Below are 26066 nucleotides of genomic sequence, written 5' to 3'. Positions count from 1 at the left end.
GCCCGTGACATACGGCGACCGCTTCGACCCCGCCACGCTCTTCGGCTGCCGGGTCATCGATGACTCCGGCCGCCGACTTGGCCGGGTCACCGCATTGGTCCATCGCGGGGATGGGTGCGACGTGCTGGTGGAGCGGCGGCGCTGGCTGCGCCACACCGTGGTGCGCCTTGACCTCGAGGACCTCGTGCCAATCGGCCGCGTCAGCTTCCGTCACCTCAAGGCGCGGCGACAGCCCAGCGGACCCAGCGACGACAGGGTGGCGTGACCAACGACGCGCCGGCTGTCCCAGACGTGACCCTCCCCCCCGACGAGGTCGCTGCGCTGCGCGCTGCCGGCGAGTCCTGGGAATCGCTGCCCAGCCCCACCACCCCGTCTCCGTGGGCGATCTCACCTGACCTGGTCAACGTGGAGCACCGTGGTGCGCTTCCCGCCGACCGATTCGTCCGTGTCGTCCGTGCTAGGCAGCAGGGCTTCGACCGCCTCGCACCCGGCCTCCTTCAGGTCACGCCACGGGTGGCTCAACCCGACGGGACGCTGGCACGGCTGCGCGGGAGGGTGCGGAATGCGCTGATCGGGGCCCCTCTGAGCACGAGCCAGTTCGTGCACGAGCGGCTCACCAAGGTCAAGGCGGTGGCGGTGCTCTCCTCGGACGCACTCTCATCGGTGGCCTACGCGACCGAGCAGATCCTCATCGTCCTCGCGCTGGCGGGCGCCGCCGCGCTGGGCGCCTCTCTGGCGATCATGGGGGCGATCGTCATCCTCCTCGCCTTCGTGGTTCTCAGCTACCGCCAGACCATCAAGGCGTACCCCAAGGGCGGCGGCTCGTACATCGTCGCCAAGGACAACCTCGGTCCGATTTTCGGCCTGGTGGCGGCTGCCGCTCTGATGACCGACTACGTGCTCACGGTGGCCGTCTCGGTGGCCAGTGGTGTCGACCAGATCCAGAGCGCGATCCCCGCCGCGGGGGGCCAGCGCGTGGCCATCTGCGTGGCGCTCATCGCGCTGATCATGGTCGGCAACCTGCGCGGCATCCGCGAATCGGGATCGATCTTTGCGGCGCCGACGTACCTGTTCATCGGAGCGATGCTGACGATGATCATCACCATCATCGTCCGCGGTGCCACCGGCTCGATGCTGCCGGCGACCGAGACGGCGGCCATCCACGGCACCGAGAGCCTCACCCTCTTCCTCATCCTCCGCGCCTTTGCCTCAGGCTGCACAGCCCTCACCGGGGTCGAGGCGATCAGCGACGGGGTGCCGGCGTTCAAGCCGCCCGAATGGCGCAACGCCCGCATCACCCTGACCGTGATGGGCGTGATCCTCGCGGTCATGTTCGTCGGCGTCACCGTCGCCTCCCAGACGCTCGGGTTGCGTCCATTCGACCCCTCGCACATCAGCTGCGCGGCCGTCACCAGCGGCAGCGCCTGTACCTACCAGAGCGTCATCGCCCAACTGGCGGTGCGCGCCTTCGGCAACGGCTCGATCCTCTTTGTTGTGGTCGCCATCGCGACCACCCTCATCCTCGTGCTCGCCGCCAACACCTCGTTCTCAGACTTTCCACGGCTGCTCTACTTCCTGGCCCGCGACAACTACGCGCCGCACCAATTCGGCCGCCTCGGTGACCGGCTCGCCTACAGCAACGGCATCGTCGTGCTCGGGCTGCTGGCCATCCTGCTCGAGGTGATCTTCCAAGCCAAGGTCGATGCGCTCATCCCGCTCTACGCCGTCGGTGTCTTCCTGGCCTTCACAATGTCGCAGGCCGGCATGGTGGTGCGCTGGCTGCGCCGCCGTGAACCGGGCTGGCAGCACGGGCTGCCGCTCAACTTCATCGGCATGTGCCTCACCGGCATCGTCTTCCTCGTTTTTGGCGCGAGCAAGCTGTTCGAAGGCGCCTGGGTGGTGCTGCTCATCGTGCCGACGCTGGTGATGATCTTCCGGGCGATCAACCGTCACTATTCAGACGTCGCCGTCCAGGTCGACGCGGACACCTCCAAGCGCCCGATCGCCGTCCAGGCCACCTTCATCGTGCCGATCACCGACCTCAACGGCATCGCCTTCGAGTCACTGGCGATGGCCCGCTCCTTCTCCCCCACCGTCATCGCCGTCCACATCTGCGACAACCCCGAGCACACCGCACGGCTGCGAGCCAAGTGGGACGCCTGGGGCAACCATGTCCCGCTGACGATCATCGACACCCCGTACCGCTCCTACATCCGGCCACTGCTTGCGTACCTCGACGCGATCGACCGTCAGCGGCCCGACGACACACTGGTCGTGGTCGTGCCTGAGCTGGTGCTCGACCGGTGGTGGCACAACCTGCTCCACAACCAGACCGCGCTGCGCCTCAAGGCCGCTCTGCTCTTCCGGCGACGCACGGTGGTGATGAACGTGCCGTACCACATCGACCCGCGCTCGACACGCCGCCACGAGGACCGGGACGCGATCTGAGCGCGCCTCTGTCAGTTCAGGGCGAGTGCAGCCGTCCGGCGGCGCCGGCCACGGACCCAACTGAGCGCGCCCACCACCGCTGCCGGCACGAAGAGCGCGGCCCAGGGCGCTTCAGGAATCCCTGTTACGTCGGTGGTGAGGGTCATGCAGATGCCCGTCGTCGGGTCGGGGATCTCGTTGGCAACGACCAGGTGACCCCCGTGCGGACTGGGGTTGGTGGGATCACCGTAGGGGCTCCCGGCGTTGTCGTCCGCATACGAGATGTGCGCGCAGCCGGTGGTGGGATCGATTGTCTCCTGGTTGAAGTCGAGCAGGTGGCGTGGATCGCGAGGAATCGGGCCGACGGCCTGGGCGCAGGCGATCCCCAGGTTGCAGATGTCGCCGTAGTGCATCGGCGCGGAGGTGATCTGCACGTTGGTCCAGCTGGCGGTCGCCGGAGGGGAGGTTAGGGTCAGGGACTTGGCTCCATACAGGTTCCAATGACAGCGGGCCGGGTAGGTTGGCGGTGGCGCCGGCTCGTCGTTCTTGTCGCAGCCCAGCGGATCGAACTTCCCGACACCAAGTGCCCCGGTCGGGACGATCTCATCGGTATGCAGGTACGAGACATCCACCTGCCCCGGGTCGCCCGCGGCGACGGTGGCGTAGATGTTGGTGCCGCACTCGACTGGTCGCGTGTTGTCAGTCGGACAGCTTGCCGGGGTGGCGTTCACCTGGTAGGCGGTGGCAGCGGCGCCGCCGATCAGGCCGGCACCGTCGTCGAATGACACTGTGTTGCCGCCGCACTGGCACCAGACCACATACGTGTTGAACATGCAGCTGGCGTCGGACTGGACCGTCCCCAGGTTCGACTCCGCGCCGCACACTGCCGGGTTCTCGGCCGGGCTCGGCGTGTTGAACGCCATGTAGGGGTTGCCCCTGTCGTCAAGGGTGAAGCTCGCGAACGGCGTGGACATGTCGTGGCCAACGCCGGAATCGTAGACCATCTGCGGCGTCCACGTGGTTCCGTTGTCGTCCGAGTACGCGACCCAGGCAGTGTGGAATGACTGGTCCATGCTGATGTTGCAGCCGTTGGCGTTCGAGGCCACGTCGACGGAGATCCACGAGACGTAGATGCGTCCCGCGTGGGGAAGATTGGGCTTGACGATCTGCACGCCGGCCGGGACGGTATTGCACAGCGTGAATCCCTCGGCGACAACGGCGCCGGTGACCGTCGCCGAGTTGGCCAAGACCTCGATAGGCGCGCCAAAGGTCTGTCCGCCGTCGTTGGAGATGTTCACCCAGATCTGGCTGGGTCCGTAGAAGTCGTGGTACATGAGCACCACCTGCGGACCTGTGTAGCCGGCGGGGATGGGATGCGGGGCGACGATGTTCGACGCTGCCGTCCACTGCCGGTCGACCCCGAAGAAGTTGCAGCTGGTCGGGTAGGACGCCTGCCCGGGGACAGTGCACGGAGTCGGCGTCGGGTTGGTGGTCCCCAGTGCCGCCGGGTTGCCGTGCACCCAGTTGCACGAGTTCGGCGTTCCCGGAGGAGTGCCGGCGGTGGTGGTGCACGCCGCGTTGGCCGCGATGTTCGATTTCCACACGTCCGCCTGAAGGGGCAAGGAACCCTGGCTGCCGGCGAGATTGCACCAGTACAAAGCATTCGCTTGGTCGGTGGCCAGGCAGGTGTCACCGCTGGAAGGGTCCGGGGATTCGATCTGGCCCCAGCTCGCTCCCTTGTCGAACGACCTGTACGTGCCGGGCTCGGTAGCGTTCGTGACCTTTGGATTCGGCACACCGCTCGGGGTGCTCACGTAGAGCAGGCCGTTGTTGTCGGAGGTGATCGACGGTTCGCCGCCGTAGTCGGGCAGCTGGACGGTGCTGAAGGCCAGGGTGGCCGCTGAGGCCCGGGTCGGCGAACCGACAAGCGGCAGCGCCACGCTGACGACGGCAATGGACAACAGCACCCGCCTGCGGATCATCCCTTCCTAGCCCCTTCCTGAGCTGTGGGCACTCCCCCACGGAGGCCCGACCGGCCGTAGGCTAACACACGGGACCGGGGCGTCAGGCGCCGGCCTGGCGAGTCTTCGCTACGATCGACCACCCCACACGACGGTGACGAAAGATCGCGGCACAGGAGCAGCAGGATGGCACTGACAATCGGCGACACGGCGCCAGACTTCGAGGTCGACACTACCGAGGGCCGAATCAAGTTCCACGACTGGATCGGCGACGGCTGGGCGGTGCTCTTCTCGCACCCGCGCGACTTCACCCCCGTCTGCACCACCGAGCTCGGCTACATGGCGAGCATCGAGCCCGAGTTCGCCAAGCGCGGCGTCAAGATCATCGCGCTCTCCGTTGACCCCGTCGACAACCACGCGAAGTGGGCGCAGGACATCGCGGAGACGCAGGGTACGGCCCCGAACTATCCAATGATCGCCGACACCGACTTCAAGGTCAGCAAGCTCTACGGGATGCTGCCCTCGGACGTCGACGGCGACCCCACCAGTCGCACCCCGGCGCAGAACCAAACGCTGCGCAACGTGTTCGTGATCGGGCCCGACAAGAAGATCAAGCTGGTGCTCATCTACCCGATGACCACCGGGCGCAACTTCGACGAGGTCCTCCGGGTCATCGACTCCCTGCAGCTCACCGCCAAGCACGCGGTGGCCACGCCGGCGCAGTGGCAGAAGGGCGGCGACGTGATCATCGCGGGGTCGGTCAGCGACGAGCAGGCCAAGGAGAAGTACCCGGACGGCTGGAAGGCACCGCGGCCCTACATCCGGATCGTCCCTTCCCCGTAGCGAGGCTGCCCTCAGTCAGGGTCGGATCAAGCGCGCCACTGTCGGTGCGGTGACCATCAGCGTCAGGCCGTACAGGCCGATGAACCCCAGCGAGCGTGGGCTCACCGCCAGAGCCACAGTCGCCGCGATCCCGAACTCGCGCATCGCCACGGGAAAGAGCAGTGCTCGCGTCAGATGCGCATCCCGGCGCCAGGGCCGGCCGATCACCAGCCCGAGCGCGTAGCCGGCGAGCAGCAGGATGGCGCACAGCGCCAGGCCCTCGAGCAGCGATGTCGAGAACAGCAGCGTGCGCGCCGAGCCGACGCTGACGAACACCACCAGCACGACACTGATTGCGGAGAGGTCCAGCGCGCGCGATCGCAGCCGGCCGAGCCCGGGAAGCGAGGTGCGCAGACCCACTCCGATGATCAGCGGGAGCGCCACCGCGAGTGCCAGCTCGAGGATGAGGGTCTGCCCGTCGACATGTGCACCGGGCCCGAGCACGGCGCTCACCCACAGCGGCGTGAGCACGGTCCCGAGCAGCAGCGAGCCGGCCATACAGAGCGTCGCGACCGCACCGCTTCCCCCCGCGAGAAGCGCGACGAGCGCGCTGGTGATCTCCGCCGGGGCGACCGCCACGATGAGCGCGCCGTCGCGAAGGTCCGCACTGCCACCGGCATGCAGGAGCGCCACGCCGGCGAGCGGGAGCACGGTCCACTGGGCGCCCAGCGCGAGCAACACCGGGAGCGGGCGGCGCGCCACAGTAGCGAACTGCCCAACGGTCAGGGTCAGCGCGACACCCAGCACCTGCCCCGCCAGCATGTAGGGCACACCGGCCGAGAGACGACTGGCCGCGTCCGGCGCGAGAAGGCCGGCAACAGCGGCGACGAGGACGTACACGACGAGCCTGTCGTGGATCGGTCCGGCGATCCGGGCCACCCTGGCGCGCCCGGTCAACGCCTGCGCGGGTGAGCGTTCACGGCCAGGCGGAAGGCCTGGGAGGACGTCGCCAAGCCAACCGTCACCGCCGACACGGACGCGATCGTCCGGGTCGACGCCACCACCATCTGCGGGACGGCCCTGCACATCCTCAAGGCTGATCTTCCCCAGGTCACCGATGGGCGCATCCTCGGCCACGAGGCCGTCGGCACCGTCGAGTCAGTGGGCTCCGGCGTCAAGACTGCCGGCTCCGGATTAGCCTGCCGCGCTGGTGGCCGCGGCGCGCGCCTGGTCGATGTCCCACGCCGCGGTGATCAGGCCGACGTGGCTGAACGCCTGCGGGTTGCCCAGGTGCTCCCCGGTGGCGCCGTCGATCTCCTCGGCGAGCAGACCCAGGTCATTCGCGAAGCCGGCCAGCCTGTCGAAGAGCCCCTGCGCGCGCTCCACCTGCCCCGCCTGCGCCAGGCACGACACCAGCCAGAAGGAGCAGATCACGAAGGTGCCCTCCTCGCCGGTGAGGCCGTCGACGTTCAGACCCTGCTGGTTGCGGTAGCGGAGGACGAGGCCGCCCTCGGTGAGGTCGCGGGCGATCGCCTCGATGGTCGAGGTCATGCGCGCATCGGTGGCGGGCAGGAAGCCGACGACCGGCATGAGCAGTGCCGCTGCGTCGAGTTCGTCCGAGTCGAACGACTGCGCGTACGCGTGGCGCGCCTCGCTCCAGCCCCGGGTCAGCACCGCCTCGCGGATCCTGTCACGCTCCTGCGCCCAGCGCTCGACCCGGGCGTCCACGCCGAGGCCCTCGGCGAGCTTGACAGCGCGGTCGAGGGCCGTCCAGCACAGCACCTTCGAGGAGAGGTGGTGGCGCGGCTCACCGCGCATCTCCCACATGCCGGCGTCGCGTCCCTCCCAGCTCGAGGCGGCCCGGTCGGCGAGCTGGCACACGAAGTGCTGGATCTCCGGGTGAAGGGTGCCGAGGCGCTCACGGTAGCGGTAGATCATGTCGAGGAGCTGGCCGAACACATCGAGCTGCGTCTGGCCCCAGGCGCCGTTGCCGACCCGCACAGGCCGCGAGTCACGCCACCCGGGGAGGTGCGGCAGCTCGCGCTCGCTGAGGTCGTGCTCGCCGCCGATGCCGTACATGATCTGCAGCGAGTCCTCGGCGGTCGCGCCACCGCCAGCGGCGCTGGTCATGAAGGAAACGAAGTCGACAGCCTCGTCCGGACAGGTGCCGATGTACAGCGCCTGCAGGGTGAGGCTGGCGTCGCGGGTCCAGGAGAAACGGTAGTCCCAGTTGCGCTCGCCCCCGACGGTCTCGGGCAGCGATGTCGTGGGTGCCGCCACGATGGCGCCGGTGGGGCGGTAGGTGAGACCCTTGAGCACGCGGGAGCCGAGCTGGACGCGGTCGTGCTGGGCGCCCTCGTAGTAGTGGTGGTGGACCTCCCACGAGCGCCAGGCCTCCACAGTGTCGGCCACCGCCGCGGCGACGTCATCCGCGGGCGTCGGCACCGGATCCGGGCTCTCCACGGCAGCCCAGCGCATCGCGAAACCGGCAGTCTTGCCGGCGGTCACGGCGAATGTCGCGCGCATGGTGCCGGCGTCGACCTCGACGGGAACACCGCTTGTGACCGCCACCTGGTTGGGCCCGCCGAAGGTGCGTCCCCCGTTGTCGGTGCGGCGGAACAGTGGCCGCACCAGACCGTACTCGGGGCGCGGAGCCAGCTCGAGGTGCAGTTCGACGCTGCCCTCCACTCCTTCCACCAGGCGCAGCACCTCGTGCGGTGCGTCGAGCCCGAGGTCATGCTCGCGCTGGCCGGTGCGCGCAGCCATGACGTCGGTGAGACGCACCACGCCGGCATCGGTCGTGAACGTGGTCTCGATGGCCAGCGAGTTGGGCAGGTAGCGTCGCTGGGCCGTGAACGCTGTGCTCGGCTGGATGCACCAGTGCCCAGCACGCTCGCCGAGGATGCGGGCGAACACCGCGGGGCTGTCGAAGCGCGGCATGCACAGCCAGTCGATGGAGCCGTGGCAGTGCAGCAGCGCCGCCGACGAGCAGTCGGAGAGGAGGCCGTACTCGGCGATGGGCCGTCCGTTGGGTGCGGTGTGCTGTCGGAAGCGCTGCTCACGCGCCGATGATGGCAACCAACCCGTCGCGACTGCAGCCCGGCTCGGCGCGACGAGCGAGGCGGTGACCGCCGGCTCAAATCGAAGCCAGGCCCACCCCCACCCCATCCGCCGGCCGATCCACAACCAGCGATCTCGTTCCGTCCGGCGGGGAGCGGCCAGCAGTGCCGGGCGAGTGTCGTTGCCACTGTGGGAAAGCTCGTGGCGCAGCAAGGAGCGGGCGCCCACCTGCTGCCAGGGGGCCGGCTCCGGCCTGTGCGACCTAGCGGGGGGCTACTGCGTCGCGGCCACCGCGACCACGGAGGCCACGCCGACGGCGATCCCCGCGGTGAACAGCGTCACTCCGAAGGTGGCATTGAGGGCGCCGGCCGCCGACGACGACAGCGTCGCAGTGACGTTGTCGATGTGAATCGCGCCCGAGGGATCAGCGCTCATGGTCAGCGCGTCGCCGTGCAGGTCGAGAAGCGGAACGACCGCGCCGGAACCTGCGACCGTGGCGAAGAGCTGGGAGGTCCCGGGGTCGATGACGAAGTCCGTCACCGTCAAGGACTTGGACCCAGCCGAGAAGGTGAGTCCGCCGCTGTGGGTGATGAGTCCCCGGATGAAGGGCAGGCTGGACTTCGGGTACACGGCAACGTACCCGCTCGTGATCGGGAACATGACGGTGAGGCCCCCGGAGGTCGACGCAGTGGCCGGCCCAACTGGGGCAACGCTCACGCCATGCTGCTGCAGCACCTGGGCAGTTCCCGCATTGATGAGGACTGACGTTGCCTGGCCGGAGAGTTGCTCCACCTGCGCCTTGGCAGCGCCGCCTGGATCAGCGGTACCCGCCACGGTGACGCTGGCAACGCCGACCTTGATGCCCCGCGCAAAGAGGGAGACACCGAACGTGCTGTTGAGCGCGTCCGCCGCGGTTGTAGACAGTGATGCAACCACGCCGTTGATGTGCACGCCAGCCGAGTCGGTGCTGACGATTGCCTTGTTTCCAGCGAGATCGAGCAGCGGCACACCCTTGCCGCCAGCGGTGGCGGTCAGGGACGACACGCCGGGGTTGATGACGAAATCCGTGGCGGTCAGCGACTTGCCACCGCCGGAGAACGTGATGCCGCCGCTGTGCGCGATGCTGCCCCGAATGTATGGAAGGTCACTGTTGGGGTAGATGGCAGCGTAGCCTGTGGTGACTGGGAAGGTGACCTCAACGGTGCCGTTGACCATCGCCGCGGTCGCGGGCGCCACCGGTGCCACTGAGACACCGTGCTGCTGAAGGACCATCGCCGTGGCCGGGTCGATGTCAACCTTCGTCGCACCGCCCGTGATGTTGAGCGCCGCCGCCGGTGCGACGACACTGTTGGTAGTTGTGCCGGTTGTCGCACCGGCGGTCGAGGTCGAGGAGGACGTGCTCGCGTCTGCTCCGCACCCCGCGATGATGAGCGCCGCCATGATGGCGCCGCCAGATGTGCCGACGAGTCGTGGTGCAGTGAACATGCGTGACCCCTGTGTGGTTTCTCTCAGAGCGATCTGAGCTCACCCCCTGCGTACGCGGGCCCGCCGCAAGCGGATCACTCGCGCCTGCCTACCGGTCACCCGCGGCCCGGCGCGATCGGTTCTGCTTGTGCTCTAGCCGGTCGACGTGGTCGCCGGCGCCTGGACCGTCCGTCGACCGCGATAGGCGCGTGACCACGGCATCAAGCGGTCGAGTCCGGGGAGGTTGGGTGTCAGCATGAGAATGCCCAACAGTACGACGTCGTACAAGTAGTCGTAGGTCCAGCCACCGGCACCAAGATCCCAGATAAATAGCATCAGCGCCATGAGGAAACCGGCGAACGCCCCGAGGCGGCCGAAGATGCCGAGCAGCAAGGCGATGCCTACGCCCAACTCGCCAGCGGTCACGACCCAGCCAATCACGTCCCAGTTGGGCAGAACGAAGTTGTGAGCAAAATCCCGCGCCAGCGGGATGCCGTAGTGCGGGTTGTGCACGTCATACGTGAGGACGCCCTTGGCACCGGGTCGGTTGATGAGGTACTGCGTCCAGGGGCCGATCGTAAAGTTGCTAAATCCGATCAGCTTCGCCAGCCCATTGGTGAAGTACGCGATTCCAAGGAATGTCCGAAGCACGACCAGTGCCGCGCTCCAGCTCACGACGGGGACACGGTCGGAGCGTATCAGGCGCACGGGAACACCATTGCAGCTGACGCCTGCCGTTGCGCGTGTTCCTCGAACAGGCACACAATCCGGTCGATGCGAGGCGCCAGCGGGAACAGCACCGAGTCGATGAGCATGTCGGTGTCGTCCGCGCCGACAGGGTGCCAGTAGACGCCCGACGCCGTGACTGTCACCTCAGGCACCATCGTCTCGGGCGCCAGCACCAGGCCGCTGTCGGCGAAGCCGCGCAGGGCCACTGGCCGGGTGAGCTTGTCCTCGGCCGCTATGCCGAGCTCGTCGAGAAGCGCCTCGAGTTGGTCCGCCGCGGCGAGAGCCCCTGGATTGTTCTGATCGATGGTGGCTGCAACGCGCACCCTGAAACCCAGGTCGAGCGCGGTGCGGATTCCCGCCATCGCCCGATCCCAGCTGCCCTCGCCGCGGTTGTGGTCATGCATCGCCGGCGTCGCGGAGTCGAGGCTGATCTGCAGCGCGAGGCCTTGACGGGGCAACCCCGCGAGGGTGCGCAGGCGACGGCCGGTGAAGAGCATGCCGTTGGTGAGCACCGTGGTCGGGCGGAGTGCCACGCACGCCCGAATGCTCTCGTCGATGTCGGCAAGGATGAAGGGCTCACCGCCGGTGAGGTACAGCTCTTCAACTCCCCAGGCGGCGGCCTCCGCGGCGAGCCGGGCGATGCGCTCGGAGCCGAGGGCCCGGCGCGGCGCCCGTGGCGAGGAACGGACGCAGCAGTACGCGCACGCCAGGTTGCAGTCGAAGTTCGTGTACATCCAAAGGCGAACGCCCGGCCGACGCTCCGGAGGCAGGCTACTGCGGGCGGCGGCCGTACGGCCCCGGCGAATCTCAATCCACTGCCCTGTCGCCTCGACGAGCGTGTTGCCGGTCCTGTCACACCAAGCGCGCGCGAGCTCGACCTCCGCGGGCAGGCCGGCGTCGACCCGGACCACCATGCCTTCAGCAAGAGGGCCCACCCGCTCAACGAGGTCGAGGATCACCATCGAAGTGGGATCTCCTGCTCCTCGACGGCTTCGAACAGCGTTTGATAGCCGGCGAGCTCAGGCCGCACCCAGCGGCGCTGCAGTCCCTCCATCTCCATGATCCGGCGCTGCTCCGGGACGTCCCAGTCCATGGCGAGCAGGCTCGCAGCCCAGGCGTCCGCCACGGCCGCGTCGAGATTGGTAATTGTGAAGTTGCAATGGCAGTATTCGGGCGTCTCCCAAAATGCCTCTACCGTCCCTTTCATGAGGTCGTCGCGGCCGATGCTTTCCCACGTGGTGATGCCGATCGCGGTGGCGTCGGCCTCACCGTCGAGCATCGCCCGCAGCGAGTCGATCTCGCTGCGCCCGGTGTCCCCGTGCTTGCCCGCGTCGCGGTCGTAGCGCACCACCTCGATGTCCTCAAGGCCGGCGCGGCGCAAGTAATAGAGCGGGAGGATCGCCGCCTGGGTGGAGTCACGCGACCCTAGCGCAATCCGGCGTCCGCGGAGGTCATCGATGCTCGCCATCGAGTCACCGGCGCGCTTGACGAACACGCTGCGGAAGGTGACGTCGATGTCGCGCATGGCGAGGGCGCGGCACCGTCCGCCGGTTTGCTTCACAGTGCGAACCCAGGCCAGGTTGGTGTTCCAGGCGATGTCGATCGTCCCGGCGATGAGAGCATCAACCTGACGCTCGTAGTTCGAGAACAGCACGAAGTCCATGTCCGGCTCCTTGCCGCGAAAGTACTCGCGGATGCCGTCCCAGATGGGCACCACGTTGGCCGTGTACGCCACCGCGCCGACGACGACTGTCCGGGCCGCCATCAGAAGAGCGGACGGCCGGTGATCGCCTTGCCGTAGAAGTCGTAGAGAACGTCGGCTGTCGGAGCCATCACGTGCCCGGCGCGAGCGTCGCGGAAGAAGCGGTCGATGGCGAGGTGCTGCGAGAACGCCGCGCCGCCGCAGACGCGCATCGCCATGTCGGTGACCTCGAGCGCGGTGTCGTTGGCGTACGCCTTGCTGGCGAGCACGCGCAGCTGGGTTCGGTCGTCGGGCTGCATCAGCGATCCAGCCACCTCGTGCAGGTACGAGCGCAGCGCGTCGGTGCGGATGTGCATCCGCGCGAGCTGCGCGCGGATCGTCGGAAGGTCGGCAAGGCTCTCACCGAGGTGCTGGAACGATGAACCCGTGGCGTGCTTCACTGCGCCGTCGGCAGCCGCGGTCGCGAGCCCAAGGGAGACCGACGCGTTGCCGAGGTTGAACCACGGCAGCACCGCCTCCATCATCAGACGGAAGCCCTCGCCCGGTGAGCCCAGCCGCCAACCGGCGGGGATCTCGACCTCCAACGACATCGGCCGCGAGTCATTGCCACGCAACCCCATGCCGGTCCACGGCCCACCGGGCTCAATGCCGGGGGTTGCGCGCGGGATCGCGAACAGGTCACTGTCGATGGGGCCGCCCTCGGGCACCAGCGCTGACGAAACGATGATGTCGGCTTCGCCGGCGGAGGTCACCCAGCTCTTCGTCGCGCTGAAAGCGACGGAACCGTTGGTTTGTGCCTGCCGTGAGACCGGTGCCCAGAAATGGCTGCGACTCCCGCGCTCGCTGAACGCCAGCGTGCCGAGCTTGGCGCCGCTCGCCATCTCGCGGAGCAGGCCGGGATGGCCATCGGGGGGCGCCACCGCGACGGGCATGGTGGCGGCGACGTGCATGAGGTAGATCATCGCCGTGGACCCACACGCCGCAGCGACGCTCGACATGACCTCGACGAGGTCGTGCGGGCTGCCCCCGAGGCCACCCTCTGCCTCGGGCACGGTCAGCCCGCAGAGGCCACTGTCGCGCAGGGCGTCGACTGCTTCCCGCGGAAACCTGCCTGCCCGGTCGACATCGGCAGCGTTGCCGGCGGCGGCCTCGAGTACTGGGGCAAGCCGTTCCTGGATCACTCGCGGCGCCATCGTCACGCTCACCCTGACTCCCCTGGGTATCCGAATGTGTACGTCCAGCCTTTACGGATTCCGAGCCCGATCGGATCATGGGCGAGGCCGGGGTAGTCTATCGGTCCGGCCGCTGACCGATGAGCGCAGCTTCCCACCGGCGCGACCGAGCACCGGGCCCATAGCGTCACGCCCGCCGCCGCCGCCATCACCGCGTACCCGGCGGACGGTAGTTCGGCCACGGCGCGAGCGAAGCCGTGCCGCGACTGGGTGCTGATCGGTCCCTCAGCGTCGAGCACGACGTACGGCACCCCGAGTCCCGATGGGAACTCCCACAACGAGGCGCGATTGCCGAGGTGGGCGACGAGGCCGGTCTGTGCGGCGACGGGCGCATTCGGCGGGATCAGGCCGAGCAGCCGCTCAACGTCCGCGTGCCGGCCGACGCCGGACACCGTCGACGCGTCGAAGCCGAGGGCGCCGGGCAGCGGCGCTGCCACCGCATAGGCGGCCACCGACGTGGCGGCGAGCAACGCGCCGAGACGGCGTTGACGAGCAGCGCCGTCGCTCGCGAGCCGCCGCCAGCCAAGGAGGGCGCAGGCCAGCAGCAACGGGGCAGCTTCGAGGCCGTACTGGTAGTGGAGCGACATCTCGGCGGGGACATTGGTCATCAGCGGAACCAGCAGCACAGCAAGGGCGCCCAGAAGTGCCCAACCTGAGAGGAGCGGCAACAATGCCAGGGGCAGGAGAGCGATCGCCCAGCCGTACAGCGCGTCGTGGGAGAGAAGGTGGCTCATCACCGTTCCCGGGTGGCTGATCGCGGTGACCAAGAGGTGTGCTACCGACCTGCTGGCGGGTGCCAACCAACCGTATGTCTTGAGGAGATCGGTGGGCAGCCCGTGGCGGAAGAAGGGCATGACAGCGATGACCAGCGTCAGGAAGCCGGCGACACCAGCGCCGGCGGCCGCGAGCCCGATGCGCCTGCCGTCGGCGCGCCAGGCGATCCAGCCGACCCCAGCGACGACGAGAAGCGCGTCCTCCTTGATGGCAGCCAGGAGAAGCAGAAGGAGAACGAAGCGGAGAAAGCGTCCGCGAGCGGCCGCGTCGAGCGCGAAGAGCGCGACCGCCGGCGTCAGCGCCTCGGTGTGGTAGTCGAAGGCGGCGCCGGTGGTGAGCAACGGGCTGCACGCCATCGCCAGGGCGGCGACGAGCGGTGCCGCCTTCGACAGGGGCAGCCAGGCAGCGGCGAGCCGGGCAGCCGCTAGCGGGGCCGCCCCTACCGCCACCGCCTCGATGAGAAGCAACCAGATCGGGGTCGGCACGAGGCGGTCGAACTGGGCGAAGACCCCGAGCAGCGGCTCCCAGTGCTCACCGAGGAACGAGTACGGGAGGAAGGCCGACACGAACAGGTGGCCGTGAGCGGTCTGCTCGGTGACCTGCTCGAAGAACCCAAGGTCATATGCCGGCGAGTGGAAAGTGAGGTAGCGGAGCAGGGTTGTCGTGGCGACGACGAGCGCTGTCGCCACGGCGACAAGCAGTGGCCCGCGTTGTAGAAGTGTCCGGCGGATCACGGCCGGTCACGGTGACAGGGCGAGCACTCGCGCTGTGCGTGGCGCTCGCGCTGACCCGGTCTCACTACGCACCTCGCGGCGCAGCCGCGCCAGCCCGGCGGCGTCGTCGACGTCATACCAGGGATCGAGGAGGAGCGGGCTGCGGCCGGCACGATGGAGCGCCGCCCGCGTCGCGTCGCACGTCTGCGCAGAGCTCCAGGTCACGCCGGCGAGGGAGCCGTCGAGCGCTGCGTCGACACCCATGGCCACCCACCCTCCGTCGGCGGCCGGCACCAGCGTGGCACGGTGCTCGGAGAGTCTGTCGAAGCACGCAGCCAGGGTCACCGCCGGCAGCGTGGGCGAGTCCGTGCCGACGATCACGGCCCGCGCCGCGCCGGCAGCGAAGACACTGTCCACTGCCGCGCTGATCCTGTCCCCGAACGCCTCAGCCGGCTGCACCAGGAAGGTCGCGTCCGGTGCCATCCGGGTGAGGCCGTTGGGCTCCGCGGTGAGGGCCACGAAGATGGTGGTCGCGGGCGGCAGCTCCCAGCCGAGGATGTCCTCGAGGAAGGCGGAGTACAGCAGGTCGACGCGACCGCTCCCCAGCAGGGGTCGCAGGCGGCTCTTGCCGGAGCCGGTGTCCGGCGAACGCCCAAAGACGACAAGCGCGTTCATCGCAGCCGCTCGCCGATGAGCACCCACCCGACCCCCCACGCGGCGCCGAACGAACCGCGCACGCTGCCGCCGATCTTCGACCGTCCTGCGGTCCGGTCGGCGTATCCCACCGGCACCTCGGCAACGCGCAGACCAGACCGGGCAGCTCGCGCGAGCATCTGTGCCGGCCACGCGTACCGCGAGCCCGGAAGGGCAAGGCCGGTGAGCGTCGCCACCCGCACAGCCCGGAATGGCCCGAGCTCGCGCAGCGGCAGCCCGTACAAGGTGCGCAACAGCAGCCCGATGACGTGGTTGCCCGCGCGCTGGTGCCATGGCATGGCTGCAGACCCGCGCGGTCGGGCGCCGCACACGATGTCCGCCTCGTCGCGGAGGATGGGCTTCAGAAGGCGGTGGATGTCAGCCGCGGCCATGCTGCCGTCGCCGTCGATGATGACCACGACGTCGCTGCCCGCGGCGGCGGTACAGCCGGTGCGACAGGCCCAGCCGTATCCGCGCCGTGCCTCGCCGATGACGCGAGCCCCGTGCCGTTCGGCAATTGCGCCGCTGCCGTCACGACTGCCGTTGTCGACGACGATGACCTCGGCGCCCAGCTCGGTGCGGACCGTCTCGACCACGGCACCAATGCTGTCCGCCTCGTCGCGCACTGGAATGATGACTGCCACGCGCGCTCCGGCCCGGTCCAGGGCGCTCAATGCCTGATCGTCTGTGGCCGGCGCGCTGCACAGTCGCAGCCGCGCGTCGCGGGCAACGCGGCGATGAGCCGTATGATCGCGGCGCGCAGCGTCTCGAGGTTGGCGGCAAAGACGCGCAGCACCTCCTCCTGGGTCACCGCCTGGCTCGGCTGGTCGCGGTCCACTCCGGCGTCATGATCGGTGACCAGTCCGAGTCCCGCGTAGCACATGCCGAGCTCCTGGGCGAGCACGACCTCCGGGTACTGGGTCATGTTGATGATGTGGGCTCCGGTTCGTGCGAACTCACGTGACTCCGCGACCGTCGCGAACCGCGGCCCTTCGATCACCAGCACGGTCCCGCCGTGGTGTGTGTGCAGACCCGCCTGCGTGCACGCCGTCGCCGCGGCGGCGGACAGCTCGGCACAGTAGGGCGATGGCGCGCTGAGGTGGGCCACCTCCGGTCCGTCGAAGAACGTGTCGTGACGCTGTCCTCGGGTGCGGTCGATGACCTGATCGCAGACCACGACGTCGCCACGGTCGACCTCGGCGCGGAGGCTTCCGGCCGCACATGGCGCGATCACGCGCGTCACGCCGAGCGAGGCCAGCGCCCATAGGTTGGCGCGGTAGTTGATGCGATGGGGCGGAACGGTGTGCCCACTGCCGTGCCGCGGCAGGAAGGCCACCATGCGCCCAGCGACAAAGCCCAGCGCGACGGTGTCGCTTGGCTCCCCATACGGTGTCTCGACGGCCACCCGTTCGGCGCCCTCACCGTCGATGAGCGCGTAGAAACCGCTGCCGCCGATCACGGCAAACTCAGCGTACGGCAACGAACGTCCTCCTCCGCGGATCCGCCATCACGCCCGCCGGGGCCTGCCCCTCATACGCGGCCGGAAGGTTGACGGACCACTCCCGGCGCCCGCTCCTCAGCGGATCCGGGACGCTTGTCACGGTAGCTCATCGCGGCGCCAGGTGCGTGTGCCGAGGTGCCGTGCCGGTAACGGGCCATTGAGCTCCGATTGAACCCGCCCTCAGCCGGCACGCTTCACCTCGAACGCAGTCGCGAACAGCCGGGCGATCATCTGATCGCCGAGCGGACTCGGGTGCAACCCGTCCGGGGCGACGTCCTCGGGATGGGCGGTGATCTGGTCACTGTGGGCACGCAGGTCGACCAGAGTGGCGCCCTCGCGCGCGACCACCGCGGCGATGGCTGCGTCATAGGCGCTCACGGCGGCATCAACAGCCTGCGTCGGCGGAATGGTGACGCCCGCGAGCACCGGGCAGTGCACCCCCTCGAACGACACGCCTCGGCAGGCCAGAAATGCGGGGAGGGTGTCGATCGCCGGAGCGTTGCCCACGAGCACCCGAGCCCGGCCGCCCTGGCGCATGGCGTGGACGATGGCGTCCAGGTTGGTGCCGAAGGTAGTCGGCGACACCCCCTGAACCAGGTCGTCGATGCTGAAGAAGACCGTGACTATGCCCGGGTGCACGGCAAGCGCCGGCGGGACTTCCTCTCGCAGGGCCGCTTCGGTGGTGGTGCCGGGCACGGCGAAGTTGTAGTACGTCGCCGCCCGCGGAAGCGCCGCATTGAAGAACAGCTGCGGCCACGCATACCGCGCACGCAACGAAGTGTCGTTCAAGCCGGTGCCCGCGGTTTCACTGGCGCCGAGCGCGGCGTAGACGACCGGCCTGCCGGCCGCGGGAATCGTCGGGCCCGAGGTGAGCGGAGGCGGGCCGCCGGCGCAGCTCGCGCAGGCCACGGCGAGCGCCACCGTCCCCACGAGCTTCGCCACGCTGGGTCTCACAGTGCCCCGACCGCCTCGCGAGCGGGCAGGCGCGCGGCGCGTAGCGCCGGCCATGCGGCGGCGAGGAGCGACAACAGCACCGAGCCGAACACCCCAACCATCGCCGTGAGGATCGGAACGCCCCCGAGCGAGACGCTGGCGAGGCCCTGGCCAACGAGGTACGTGTCCACCACTTGCGCAGTGATGGCGACCGCCCCCAATCCGAACAGAGTGCCAAGGATGCCACCGATGCCACCGCACAGGAAGGCCTCGGTGAGGAACCAGCGGAGAATGTCGCCGTCGCGGGCGCCGATGGCCTTGAGGATGCCGATCTCCTGGCGCCGCTCGCGCACGGCGGCGAGCAGGGCATTGGCGATGCCGAGCACCGCGATGACCAGGGCGATGGTGCCGATGGCCCCGAGCACGATGTCGACGACGTGCAGGTAGCGCTGCGTGGACGCCACCAGGTGTTCCGGAGCGCTGTTGGCGAAGCCGAGGGTTGTGATCTCAGCACGCACCTGGTGCACGTCACTGAGGGAGTCGGCCACCACGATCAGACCGGCATATGGTGACGGCGGCAGTGGGAGCCCGATGCTGCTGCCGTCCACACCGTCCAGTTGCCACGCGCGGTCCGCGGATGCGAGCTCCTGGGTGGCCAGGAGGTTGCCGCTGCCCGCGTTCTGCGCGACCACGCCGGTGATTGCCGCGCGCGTCCACCGCGATCGGACGCTGCCGGCGGACGCATCGGTGACCTGCGGCGCGCCGATCTCGATCACGTTCCCGAGGACCCTGTCCGGGTGTTTGACGTCCACACCCACGTGATCGAGGTACCCGGCCGTCACGGCCACCTCGGACATGGAACCCGGAGTTGGGAGACGCCCGGCCAGGAGCGTAATGGGCAGGTTGCCGGCTGAGTTCAGGTCGACGCCGATGAGGTTGTCGAAGAACGTCCTGGCCAACCCGCGGTCAGGATCTTCACCGAGGAAGTTGGGGATCGACTGGCCCAGCGGTGGTGGCACGACGATAACCGCCTGGCTGATCACCGTCTGGATGGAGCTGACCGCCGAAGCACGGCTGATCGTGCGCACCGTCTCGGCGGTGATCGGGTTGGGCTGACCTGACTGAGCTGAGTCGCTGCCAAGCTGCGCGCTCGTCGCGGCGGCGGGCAGTACGGTGATGGCGCTGGTCGGACCGCCCTTGCCGAGCTGGCCGATCACCTGCGTGTCGGCCACCTGTGCGATCGCCACCAGGGCAACGAGGAGCCCGCTGCCCAGTGCAACAGCGAGAATGGTGAGCACCGTTCGTGCCGGCCTGCGCCTGATGCTGCGCAGCGCCAGCGCGATCCCGTCACGCCAACTCACAACTGCACCACGCCGTCGCGAAGCCTGAGGTGGCGATCCGCCCGCGCAGCGACGAGCGCACTGTGGGTCACCACCACCAAGGTGCAGCCGTGCTCGCGCCGCAGAGCGTCGAGCAGGTCGAGCACGCGGACCGCAACCTCGTCGTCGAGGTTGCCGGTCGGCTCGTCGGCGAGCAGGAGGCGCGGCTGCTTGACAATTGCGCGTGCGATCGCCACCCGCTGCCGTTCACCGCCGCTCAACTGTGCCGGGCGATGGGTGCCGCGGTGGCTGAGTCCGACCGCAGCGAGTGCCTCATCCGTGCGGCGGCGGCGCGCTGCCGGAGGGACCCGCGACAAGCTCATCGCGAGCATGACGTTCTCACGAGCGGTGAGCACCTCGACAAGGCCGAAATGCTGGAAGACGAACCCGACGATGAGGCGGCGGTACTGCGCCAGCGCACGGCCACGCGTCCTGCGCAGGTCGTGATCGCCCACCACGAGCTCCCCGCCGCTTGGGGGTTCCAACCCACCGAGCAGGCTGAGGAGGGTGCTCTTGCCGGCGCCAGACGGTCCCTGCAGCGCGACATGACTTCCCGCGTCGATCTCGAGCTCGATGCCGCGCAGAACTGAGACGCTCTGTCTCCCACGGCTGTACGAGTGCGTCAGCGCATGCGCGTGAATGGCGACTCCGCGATCTGCGCGCGCGGTCGACGACACCTGGGTCACTGGCCAATCAAAGCGTAGATCACCTCACCACCGACGTCTGGCTCGTGGAGCGAGGCCGCGAAGGCCTGGTCACACCCCGTCAGCATGAGGGCGCGCCTCCCAACTGAGCCCGCGCCCTGTCTCGCTATGGGCGCTGCCGTGACCTCAGCGAGCGACTCGCCGCGAGCGTCACCACAGCGCCGTAGGCAGCGATCAAGAGGCCAAAACCCCAACCGTCGTCGAAGGCCCGATACACCCCCGGAGCGCTGATGCTGGCCGGCAACCTCTGCAGGGCCGCCTCACTGATCGCGACAGCCAAGAGGCCGAGCCCCGCGCCCCGCAGACGACCGGGCACAAGGCGCGTGGCGAGCAGCAAGCCGAGCGCAAACTGGGTCAGTCAGCCGTCATCGCTTCAGCACCTTGTCAAGGATGAGAACGGAGGCCTCGAAAAAGAGGATCAGCGGGACGAACAAGGCAGTCGGGGTATACGGGTCTGCACCCGGCGTGACCAGCAGGGCAGCGCCGATGATCGCCCCCAGATCAGCTTGCGCTTGGCGCGTAGCAGACGGGAGGAGACGACGCCGAGCACGCCGAGGAGGATGACGATGACGGGCAACTCGAATGTCACCCCGAAAGCAACGATCAGGAGCAGCAGGAAGGATAGGTACGAGTCGATGTCGGGCAGGTAGACCGCACTGTTGCCGAGGAACGTGGCCAGAAAGTTGAGCCCGATCGGCATCACCAGGTAGGCAAATGCCGCGCCACCTGCGAAGAGCAGCATCGCGGAGGCGATGAACGGTCCGACGAACTTCTTCTCGACCGGGCGAAGCCCTGGCGACGTGAACTCCCACGTCTGCCAGATGATCACTGGCAAAGCTGCGACGAATCCGACGATCGCCGAGATCTTGATGGGAATCGTGAGCCCCTCGGTGAGGCTGGTGAAGATCGCGGACGACGTGATGTGGTTGGTCTTTGCCAGGACGGAGACCAAGGGATGGAGTAGGAACTCGAAAATCGCCGCGTGGAAAACGAGTGCCGCCACGGTGGCTGCAGCCCAGGCAAGCGTCGAGATGATCAGGACGCGCCTGAGCTCCTCGAGGTGCTGGAGGACCGGCATACGGCGTTCGTCGCCGGCCACCCCCTGCACCCGCTCACCCCCTCCGCGTCGCCGACGTCACGTCAGCTCGGCGTGCGGTGGTTGCCCTCGCCGCCGGCGTCGTGGGTCACACCGGCGGCAACCGGGACCGGGTCGGCAACGGCCGCCGGCGAGGGCACCACAGGCACCACAGGCACCGTGGCGACAGGCCCGTCGGACGTCCCCATGGTGGTCGCCTTGGAGAACTCTGCCTTGGTTGACTCGGAGGCCTTGCGGAACTCGCGAATGGCCCGACCCATTCCAGATCCGACATCGGGGAGCTTACCAGGGCCCCAGATGATCAGAACGATGATCAGCAGTATCCCGATCAGCCAAATGTGACCGGTCCCGACGAATGGCATGGCGTATGACCTCTGTTGATTGTCACCGGTTGACGTGGCCAGCCGGACGCCCTCAGCAGGCGATTTCAGGTCCCGGGCGAAAGCGAGAAGTGATGCTGACCGCGAGCGCGGTCGGTGATACGTACAGACAACTCAGCCACCTCTCCGCCGACGATGGTGACCATCCCTGTGGGGCGTGACGACGCGTCCCACACGACGTACTCTCCAGCGACGAGGGTGGGATAGAAGGCGGCGAACTGTCGCTCGGCTCCCGCACGTCGCTCGCGAACAGCCACGTGCGTTCTGACGCCGCCGGCTGCCAGGCTGACCTCAATCTCGGCACCGACCATGGACTCCGGCGTGTAGAGAACCAGCGCGCCGCGGTCGCCGCCGATGTTCGCGACGACAGATCCGGCGCCGGTGGGTCCGAGATCGTTGTGTTCAGCCATCTGCTCAAGGCGGGGCTGGGGGCGACGCGTCGCCCCCAGCGGGCCCTCCTCTAGTACCTGGTGACCGGGGCGGGCTCGTTGTCGTTGGGAACATCGAAGCCCGCGTGGGGATGGCCCAAGTACGGGAACGCGGACCGGTAGTGCACCGTGTTGTCCGCGGTCAGGTCGGTGTTGCTCGAGTTGATTCCCTGGGTGATCTCCCCGGCAGCCTTGTCGGGCACGTAGCTTTTGTCGACCAGCGCGTAGGTCACGCCGGCGAGCGCCCGCAACTCGATGGTTGTGACGTCGTCGAAGACGCGCCTCCCGTTGGGGAAGCCCGCCGGGTCCATGCCGAGAAGACCGAGGTTGCTGGGCTTGCTGGTGGTCGGCGGGATCGCCATGTTGAGACGGAGCTGCTCCGCCTGCACCGATCCCGTGTAGTTCTGGAAGCCCGGGATAAGGCCTGCGGGGATGCCGGTGAGGAAGATCGCCTCGATGTCCGCGCGTGGCTTGCCGGACTTGTTCAGGGCGTTGAGGTGGGGGAAGACCCCCGGGTAAAGGCCCGGCAGCAGAGATGCCAGCTCGGGATGGGCGAAGTACTGCGCAAACTGGCTCTCATTGACCGGCTGCTGAGAGTTCCAGTAGTCCTTCTTGCCGACCGGGATGAGAACCTCGTTGACGAGCGGGTTGCCCAGCCGCGAGACCTGCACGCGGCCGCCGGTGTCAAGGATGGTGCCGTTGGCCTCGTACATCCGCGACATCTGGCGGCTGGCCGTGGCCCACACGCCGACCGTCGAGCTGGTCTTGGTGGGGTCGGCGGGAGCGCTGCCACCGGCTGTGAGGTCTGTCTTGGGAACCTGGAGGGCGATCGAGTGAACGTTCTTGTACTTGGTGGCGTTGATGCCCTGGCTGTTGGGCATGTGGGTGGCGATGTGCAGGCTCTGGAAGGGCCGCAGGTCGCCGAGGTCGAAGATGGCGCCGAGGTCGACGTAGAAGCCCTCGGCTCGCTGGCCGGCGAACACGGTCCGACCTCCGCCCAGGTTGTGAACCGCCTCCCCAGCCAGGTCGTCGTAGTCCGGCGTGGACGCCGGCCCGATGTTGCACGGTGGGCAGGCCAGCCCGCTGCCCAGCGTCACGGTGCCCGCATCGGTGGTGCGGGTGACCGTGTACACCTGACGTCGGTTCAGGTTGGGACTGCTGATCGAGGTGATCGGGCCCACGTTGTACAGGAACGAGTTGGGATACGCGTACGTGGTGCTAAACGAGAACCCGTACGTGACCTCGGCCAGCCCGTCGCCGTCGTTGTCGACATGGATCTGATACAGCACGCTGTCGCCGAACACGAAGAAGTTCGGTCCCCCCGCCGGGTCTTCCAACGGGACGAAGTTGGCGATCAACGTGACCGTACTGGGCTTGTCAGGACTGACGAAGGCGTAGACGTCGGTATTGTCAGCGACCGGGTCCTCGGAGATTGCCGGCGCTTCCCTGTGGGACGACATGGTGGTTACTCCCCTCCTGGCGTTGCGGGTGTGGTGAGCGTGTCGATCACGCGATTGCCTTCTGCATGCGACGGACGAGCTGAGCGTCGTGGAAGGTCACTGCGCGGTCTCCCACCATCACGGTCACCTCGCCCTTGGAGCCGTCGCGCACGTACGCGACCATTCGCTGGTCCGCGTTGGCGGTGGCGAGACTGGGTGCCGCAGAGCCGAGAATTCCCGACAGCGCACCGCCGGCAACGCCGGCCGTGGCCAAGCCCGCGGCGGCGGCGCCTGACGAGTACATGAAACCGCGGCGTGTTACCCCTGGCATCTGGGCCCCTCCTTGGTGGTCTGTGGTGTGGTCTGTGGTCGCGGCAGGGGCACCCGCGTCTCGCCGACGTGGGTGACGGAGCCGGACGCTCGCCACCTCCGTATTTCCACACACGACGCGCTCCCCAGCGTCGTTTTCAATAGCGAAAAGGCGCCACGGACCGTTGCCACCCTCTTGTGCATCCCCACCTAAAGCGCCGCCGGACATGGAATCCTCACGGACGTACCGCGCTGCCGAGCAGGGTTTCGGGATCGACGAAGATCCCCTTGAGGCGAATCGCAAAGTGCAGATGGGGGCCGGTGGACCAGCCACTGGAGCCCAGCAACCCAATCTCCTCGCCAGCGCCAACGACCTGACCGGTGGCCACGAGGACCTTGTCCAAGTGCCCGTAGACCGTCATGTAGCCGCCTCCATGAGCAACGACAACGTAGTTCCCGTAGCCGACGAGGTGACCGGAGGCGTCGCGATCACTCCCGGCGAAGGTCACCTGCCCGGCCGCCGCCGCCGCAATCGGGCTATCGAGGACGTTCATGATGTCAATGCCTGTGTGGAAGTGCGCGTAAGTCACTCCCTGGAACATGATCGACGGCTCCATTGCCAAGTTGGTCGGGCCGAAGCCCTGGGACACGACGCCGCCAACCGGCGCCAGGAATCTGGGAGGTCGCGCGACCAGGCTGATCTGCCGAACAATTGCCTCAACGGGCACAGCGGATGCGGCAGCGGTCGCCGCTCGTTGCTGCTGCAGCTCCGAGACCACGGCGCCGAGGTCGACGTTCACCGCGGCAGCGGCTGGTGTCTGGATCGCTGCCACTGTTAGGGCGTCCCGCAACGCCGCATCCTGCGCTACTGCGACGAAGAACTGAAACTCTTCTCGCAGGCTGGCGTGGTACTCACCCAGGACCGTCTGCTGCTGCAACACCAGCACGCGGAGCGCGGTCGCACGCGAACCCGTCTCGATGACATCTGCTGGGCGGCCGGCCGAGGAAGGAGCCATGTCCTGGGAGGTCAGTGTCGCGAGCTGTCGCTGCTGCTGGGCGAGCATCTCCTGGTGGTCAGCAATCTCGGCCTCCAGCTGGACGAAGGTGGACCAGACAGAAGTGGCAGAAATTGTCGCGGGCATCGCGACTTGAGGACGCGCGCTCGCGGCGACTCGTCTTTCACGCGCACTGACGACTGCCGGCTGACGCTGAGCCGCGGCGATGCGTGCGTTGGTCGGCGCCGGCGCTGGTGACCAAGCGCCAGGAACGGTGAGCACCCCGAGCAGCGCGACTCCAGCCGCGATCGCGGATCGTCGAGAGACGAAGCAGTGGAAGGACACCCACACTCGCACACGTCGGGTCACTCCTTGTCGCGCCAAGACTCCGCCTCGTGGCCATCGGCCGCCTGGGAACGCCGCCGGAGCGGCATCTGACCGTCTCCGCCCGAGCAACATCAGGATCGCGCACGTGGCGGCGAGAAGCATCAGGGCCTCGTTCGACGTCGACGATCTCGGCGAGCGCAGAGTGGCGTCACGGACCGCAGGCCGCAGTCCGGACGGTGCAGGCGGACCGAAGGCAGCGGCGTAGGGATCGAAGTGGAGCAATGGCGGTGGCCGGAAGCTTGGCTGCGGATGACTCACAGGTGCATCGCGCTTCGGGGCCAGTGCCGCGTCGATGATCACCGCGCCGGTGCCCGGAGGCAGGGCGGCGGCGGTAGCTGCCGGGCTGAGAGGCTGCGATGCGGTTGGGGATGGGACGGGTGGACTCGGTGGCGCCGTGGGAGGCGGGCTCGGATTACTCGAGGGACTCGGAACCGGCGTCGGGCAGTCCTTGCTCACGCCACCTCGGGGTGAGGGGGATGGCGATGGGGACGGACATGGCGTAGGAGGCGCGCTCGGTACAGTTGCCGACCAGGCTCCGAGCGAGGTGCGTGGCACACCTGCCGCGGACGCCACCGCTACTCGGTCGGCGACGGGGACCCCGACGAAGGTCACCGCTGCAGCGAGAGTTGCGCCTCCGGCCAACCAAGTCAGGCGTCGCCGTCGCACAGCTCTTGTCACGTGCCACATTCAACGACGGTGCGTCGTCGAATCGGAGACCGCCAATAGCGGCGCGTACTCGCTGGAGGACAGCCACAATCAGCGCTGTGCGACGACTGTCAGACGCTGCCGGCCAGGACTCTGAACGGGCGTCGGTTCCATGCTAGGCATGCGGTACCGTTGAACACATGGGCATCGGACGCGGCCTGCTGATCGGCGCTGCCGCGGGCGCGGCAGGGACGACGGCGCTCAATGCGGTCACCTACCTGGACATGGCGATT

General features: G+C 68.2%; 24 protein-coding genes. 4 read left to right on the top strand and 20 right to left on the bottom strand.

Translation table 11 applies throughout. The features are described from left to right. Window positions 1-4 precede the first annotated feature (4 nt). On the top strand, window positions 5-265 hold the full coding sequence (locus JF886_RS16575; protein ID WP_337314472.1) for a PRC-barrel domain-containing protein: 261 nt from the start codon (window positions 5-7) through the stop codon (window positions 263-265). Next, complete coding sequence (locus tag JF886_RS16570; protein ID WP_337314470.1) at window positions 262-2448, top strand: APC family permease; 2187 nt, start codon at window positions 262-264, stop codon at window positions 2446-2448. The genes JF886_RS16575 and JF886_RS16570 overlap by 4 nt, the downstream gene beginning before the upstream one ends. Before the next feature lie 11 nt (window positions 2449-2459). Here JF886_RS16570 and JF886_RS16565 read toward each other — a convergent pair whose 3' ends face one another. Then, entirely contained in the window at window positions 2460-4388 is a 1929-nt protein-coding gene (locus tag JF886_RS16565; RefSeq protein ID WP_337314468.1) for a sialidase family protein, read from the bottom strand. 186 nt (window positions 4389-4574) lie between these two features. Between JF886_RS16565 and JF886_RS16560 the strand changes: the two genes are divergently transcribed. Continuing rightward, window positions 4575-5231, top strand: coding sequence for a peroxiredoxin (locus tag JF886_RS16560; protein ID WP_337314466.1), 657 nt, complete (start codon window positions 4575-4577; stop codon window positions 5229-5231). A gap of 15 nt (window positions 5232-5246) precedes the next feature. On the opposite strand, the gene JF886_RS16555 is transcribed toward JF886_RS16560, so the two are convergent. Next, window positions 5247-6347 (bottom strand): bile acid:sodium symporter family protein, encoded by a 1101-nt coding sequence (locus JF886_RS16555; protein ID WP_502711447.1) that lies wholly within the window; start codon window positions 6345-6347, stop codon window positions 5247-5249. Between JF886_RS16555 and JF886_RS16980 the strand changes: the two genes are divergently transcribed. Further along, complete coding sequence (locus tag JF886_RS16980) at window positions 6252-8282, top strand: alcohol dehydrogenase catalytic domain-containing protein (RefSeq protein WP_502711448.1); 2031 nt, start codon at window positions 6252-6254, stop codon at window positions 8280-8282. The genes JF886_RS16555 and JF886_RS16980 overlap by 96 nt on opposite strands. A gap of 261 nt (window positions 8283-8543) precedes the next feature. On the opposite strand, the gene JF886_RS16540 is transcribed toward JF886_RS16980, so the two are convergent. The 18 genes from JF886_RS16540 to JF886_RS16455 form a co-directional block, all read right to left on the bottom strand. After that, on the bottom strand, window positions 8544-9755 hold the full coding sequence (locus JF886_RS16540; protein ID WP_337314462.1) for a hypothetical protein: 1212 nt from the start codon (window positions 9753-9755) through the stop codon (window positions 8544-8546). A gap of 132 nt (window positions 9756-9887) precedes the next feature. After that, window positions 9888-10409: a DoxX family protein gene (locus JF886_RS16535; protein WP_337314459.1), complete on the bottom strand. Its 522-nt coding sequence runs from the start codon at window positions 10407-10409 to the stop codon at window positions 9888-9890. A 23-nt stretch (window positions 10410-10432) separates the two neighbouring features. After that, window positions 10433-11425, bottom strand: coding sequence for an Rv1681 family radical SAM protein (locus tag JF886_RS16530; RefSeq protein WP_337314458.1), 993 nt, complete (start codon window positions 11423-11425; stop codon window positions 10433-10435). After that, the gene (locus JF886_RS16525) at window positions 11419-12228 is read right to left on the bottom strand and encodes an Rv1680 family SBP-like protein (protein WP_337314456.1); all 810 of its coding nucleotides are present in this window, start codon (window positions 12226-12228) and stop codon (window positions 11419-11421) included. The genes JF886_RS16530 and JF886_RS16525 overlap by 7 nt, the downstream gene beginning before the upstream one ends. Beyond that, window positions 12228-13358 (bottom strand): acyl-CoA dehydrogenase family protein, encoded by a 1131-nt coding sequence (locus JF886_RS16520; RefSeq protein WP_337314503.1) that lies wholly within the window; start codon window positions 13356-13358, stop codon window positions 12228-12230. Before JF886_RS16520 ends, JF886_RS16525 begins: the two co-directional genes overlap by 1 nt. 8 nt (window positions 13359-13366) lie before the next feature. After that, entirely contained in the window at window positions 13367-14905 is a 1539-nt protein-coding gene (locus JF886_RS16515; RefSeq protein WP_337314454.1) for a DUF2079 domain-containing protein, read from the bottom strand. Window positions 14906-14911: 6 nt separating this feature from the next. Beyond that, window positions 14912-15559 carry a TIGR04282 family arsenosugar biosynthesis glycosyltransferase gene (locus JF886_RS16510; RefSeq protein ID WP_337314452.1) on the bottom strand — a complete coding sequence of 216 codons (648 nt, stop codon included), beginning with the start codon at window positions 15557-15559 and terminating at the stop codon, window positions 14912-14914. Then, window positions 15556-16221, bottom strand: a complete 666-nt coding sequence (locus JF886_RS16505) for a glycosyltransferase family 2 protein (protein ID WP_337314450.1) — start codon at window positions 16219-16221, stop codon at window positions 15556-15558. The genes JF886_RS16510 and JF886_RS16505 overlap by 4 nt, the downstream gene beginning before the upstream one ends. Window positions 16222-16247: 26 nt before the next feature. Beyond that, the gene (locus JF886_RS16500) at window positions 16248-17057 is read right to left on the bottom strand and encodes an S-methyl-5'-thioadenosine phosphorylase (protein WP_337314448.1); all 810 of its coding nucleotides are present in this window, start codon (window positions 17055-17057) and stop codon (window positions 16248-16250) included. 201 nt (window positions 17058-17258) lie between these two features. Further along, complete coding sequence (locus JF886_RS16495; RefSeq protein WP_337314446.1) at window positions 17259-18020, bottom strand: SGNH/GDSL hydrolase family protein; 762 nt, start codon at window positions 18018-18020, stop codon at window positions 17259-17261. Window positions 18021-18028: 8 nt separating this feature from the next. Continuing rightward, window positions 18029-19372 (bottom strand): ABC transporter permease, encoded by a 1344-nt coding sequence (locus JF886_RS16490; RefSeq protein WP_337314443.1) that lies wholly within the window; start codon window positions 19370-19372, stop codon window positions 18029-18031. Next, entirely contained in the window at window positions 19369-20076 is a 708-nt protein-coding gene (locus JF886_RS16485; RefSeq protein ID WP_337314441.1) for an ABC transporter ATP-binding protein, read from the bottom strand. The genes JF886_RS16490 and JF886_RS16485 overlap by 4 nt, the downstream gene beginning before the upstream one ends. Window positions 20077-20512: 436 nt before the next feature. After that, window positions 20513-21202 (bottom strand): twin-arginine translocase subunit TatC, encoded by a 690-nt coding sequence (gene tatC / locus JF886_RS16480; RefSeq protein ID WP_337314439.1) that lies wholly within the window; start codon window positions 21200-21202, stop codon window positions 20513-20515. A gap of 32 nt (window positions 21203-21234) precedes the next feature. After that, window positions 21235-21552, bottom strand: a complete 318-nt coding sequence (locus JF886_RS16475; RefSeq protein ID WP_337314437.1) for a Sec-independent protein translocase subunit TatA/TatB — start codon at window positions 21550-21552, stop codon at window positions 21235-21237. A 65-nt stretch (window positions 21553-21617) separates the two neighbouring features. Next, a complete protein-coding gene (locus JF886_RS16470) occupies window positions 21618-21980 on the bottom strand; it encodes a phospholipase (protein WP_337314435.1) in 363 nt (120 codons plus the stop codon). A 50-nt stretch (window positions 21981-22030) separates the two neighbouring features. Continuing rightward, window positions 22031-23458, bottom strand: coding sequence for a DUF4331 domain-containing protein (locus tag JF886_RS16465; RefSeq protein WP_337314433.1), 1428 nt, complete (start codon window positions 23456-23458; stop codon window positions 22031-22033). Window positions 23459-23504: 46 nt separating this feature from the next. Continuing rightward, on the bottom strand, window positions 23505-23768 hold the full coding sequence (locus tag JF886_RS16460) for a hypothetical protein (RefSeq protein ID WP_337314431.1): 264 nt from the start codon (window positions 23766-23768) through the stop codon (window positions 23505-23507). A 214-nt stretch (window positions 23769-23982) separates the two neighbouring features. Continuing rightward, window positions 23983-24888 carry a M23 family metallopeptidase gene (locus tag JF886_RS16455; protein WP_337314429.1) on the bottom strand — a complete coding sequence of 302 codons (906 nt, stop codon included), beginning with the start codon at window positions 24886-24888 and terminating at the stop codon, window positions 23983-23985. Window positions 24889-26066: the final 1178 nt, after the last annotated feature.

Source organism: Candidatus Aeolococcus gillhamiae, from assembly GCF_016464765.1.
GTDB lineage: Bacteria > Chloroflexota > Dormibacteria > Aeolococcales > Aeolococcaceae > Aeolococcus > Aeolococcus gillhamiae.
This window is presented reverse-complemented; position numbering and strand designations above follow the sequence as displayed.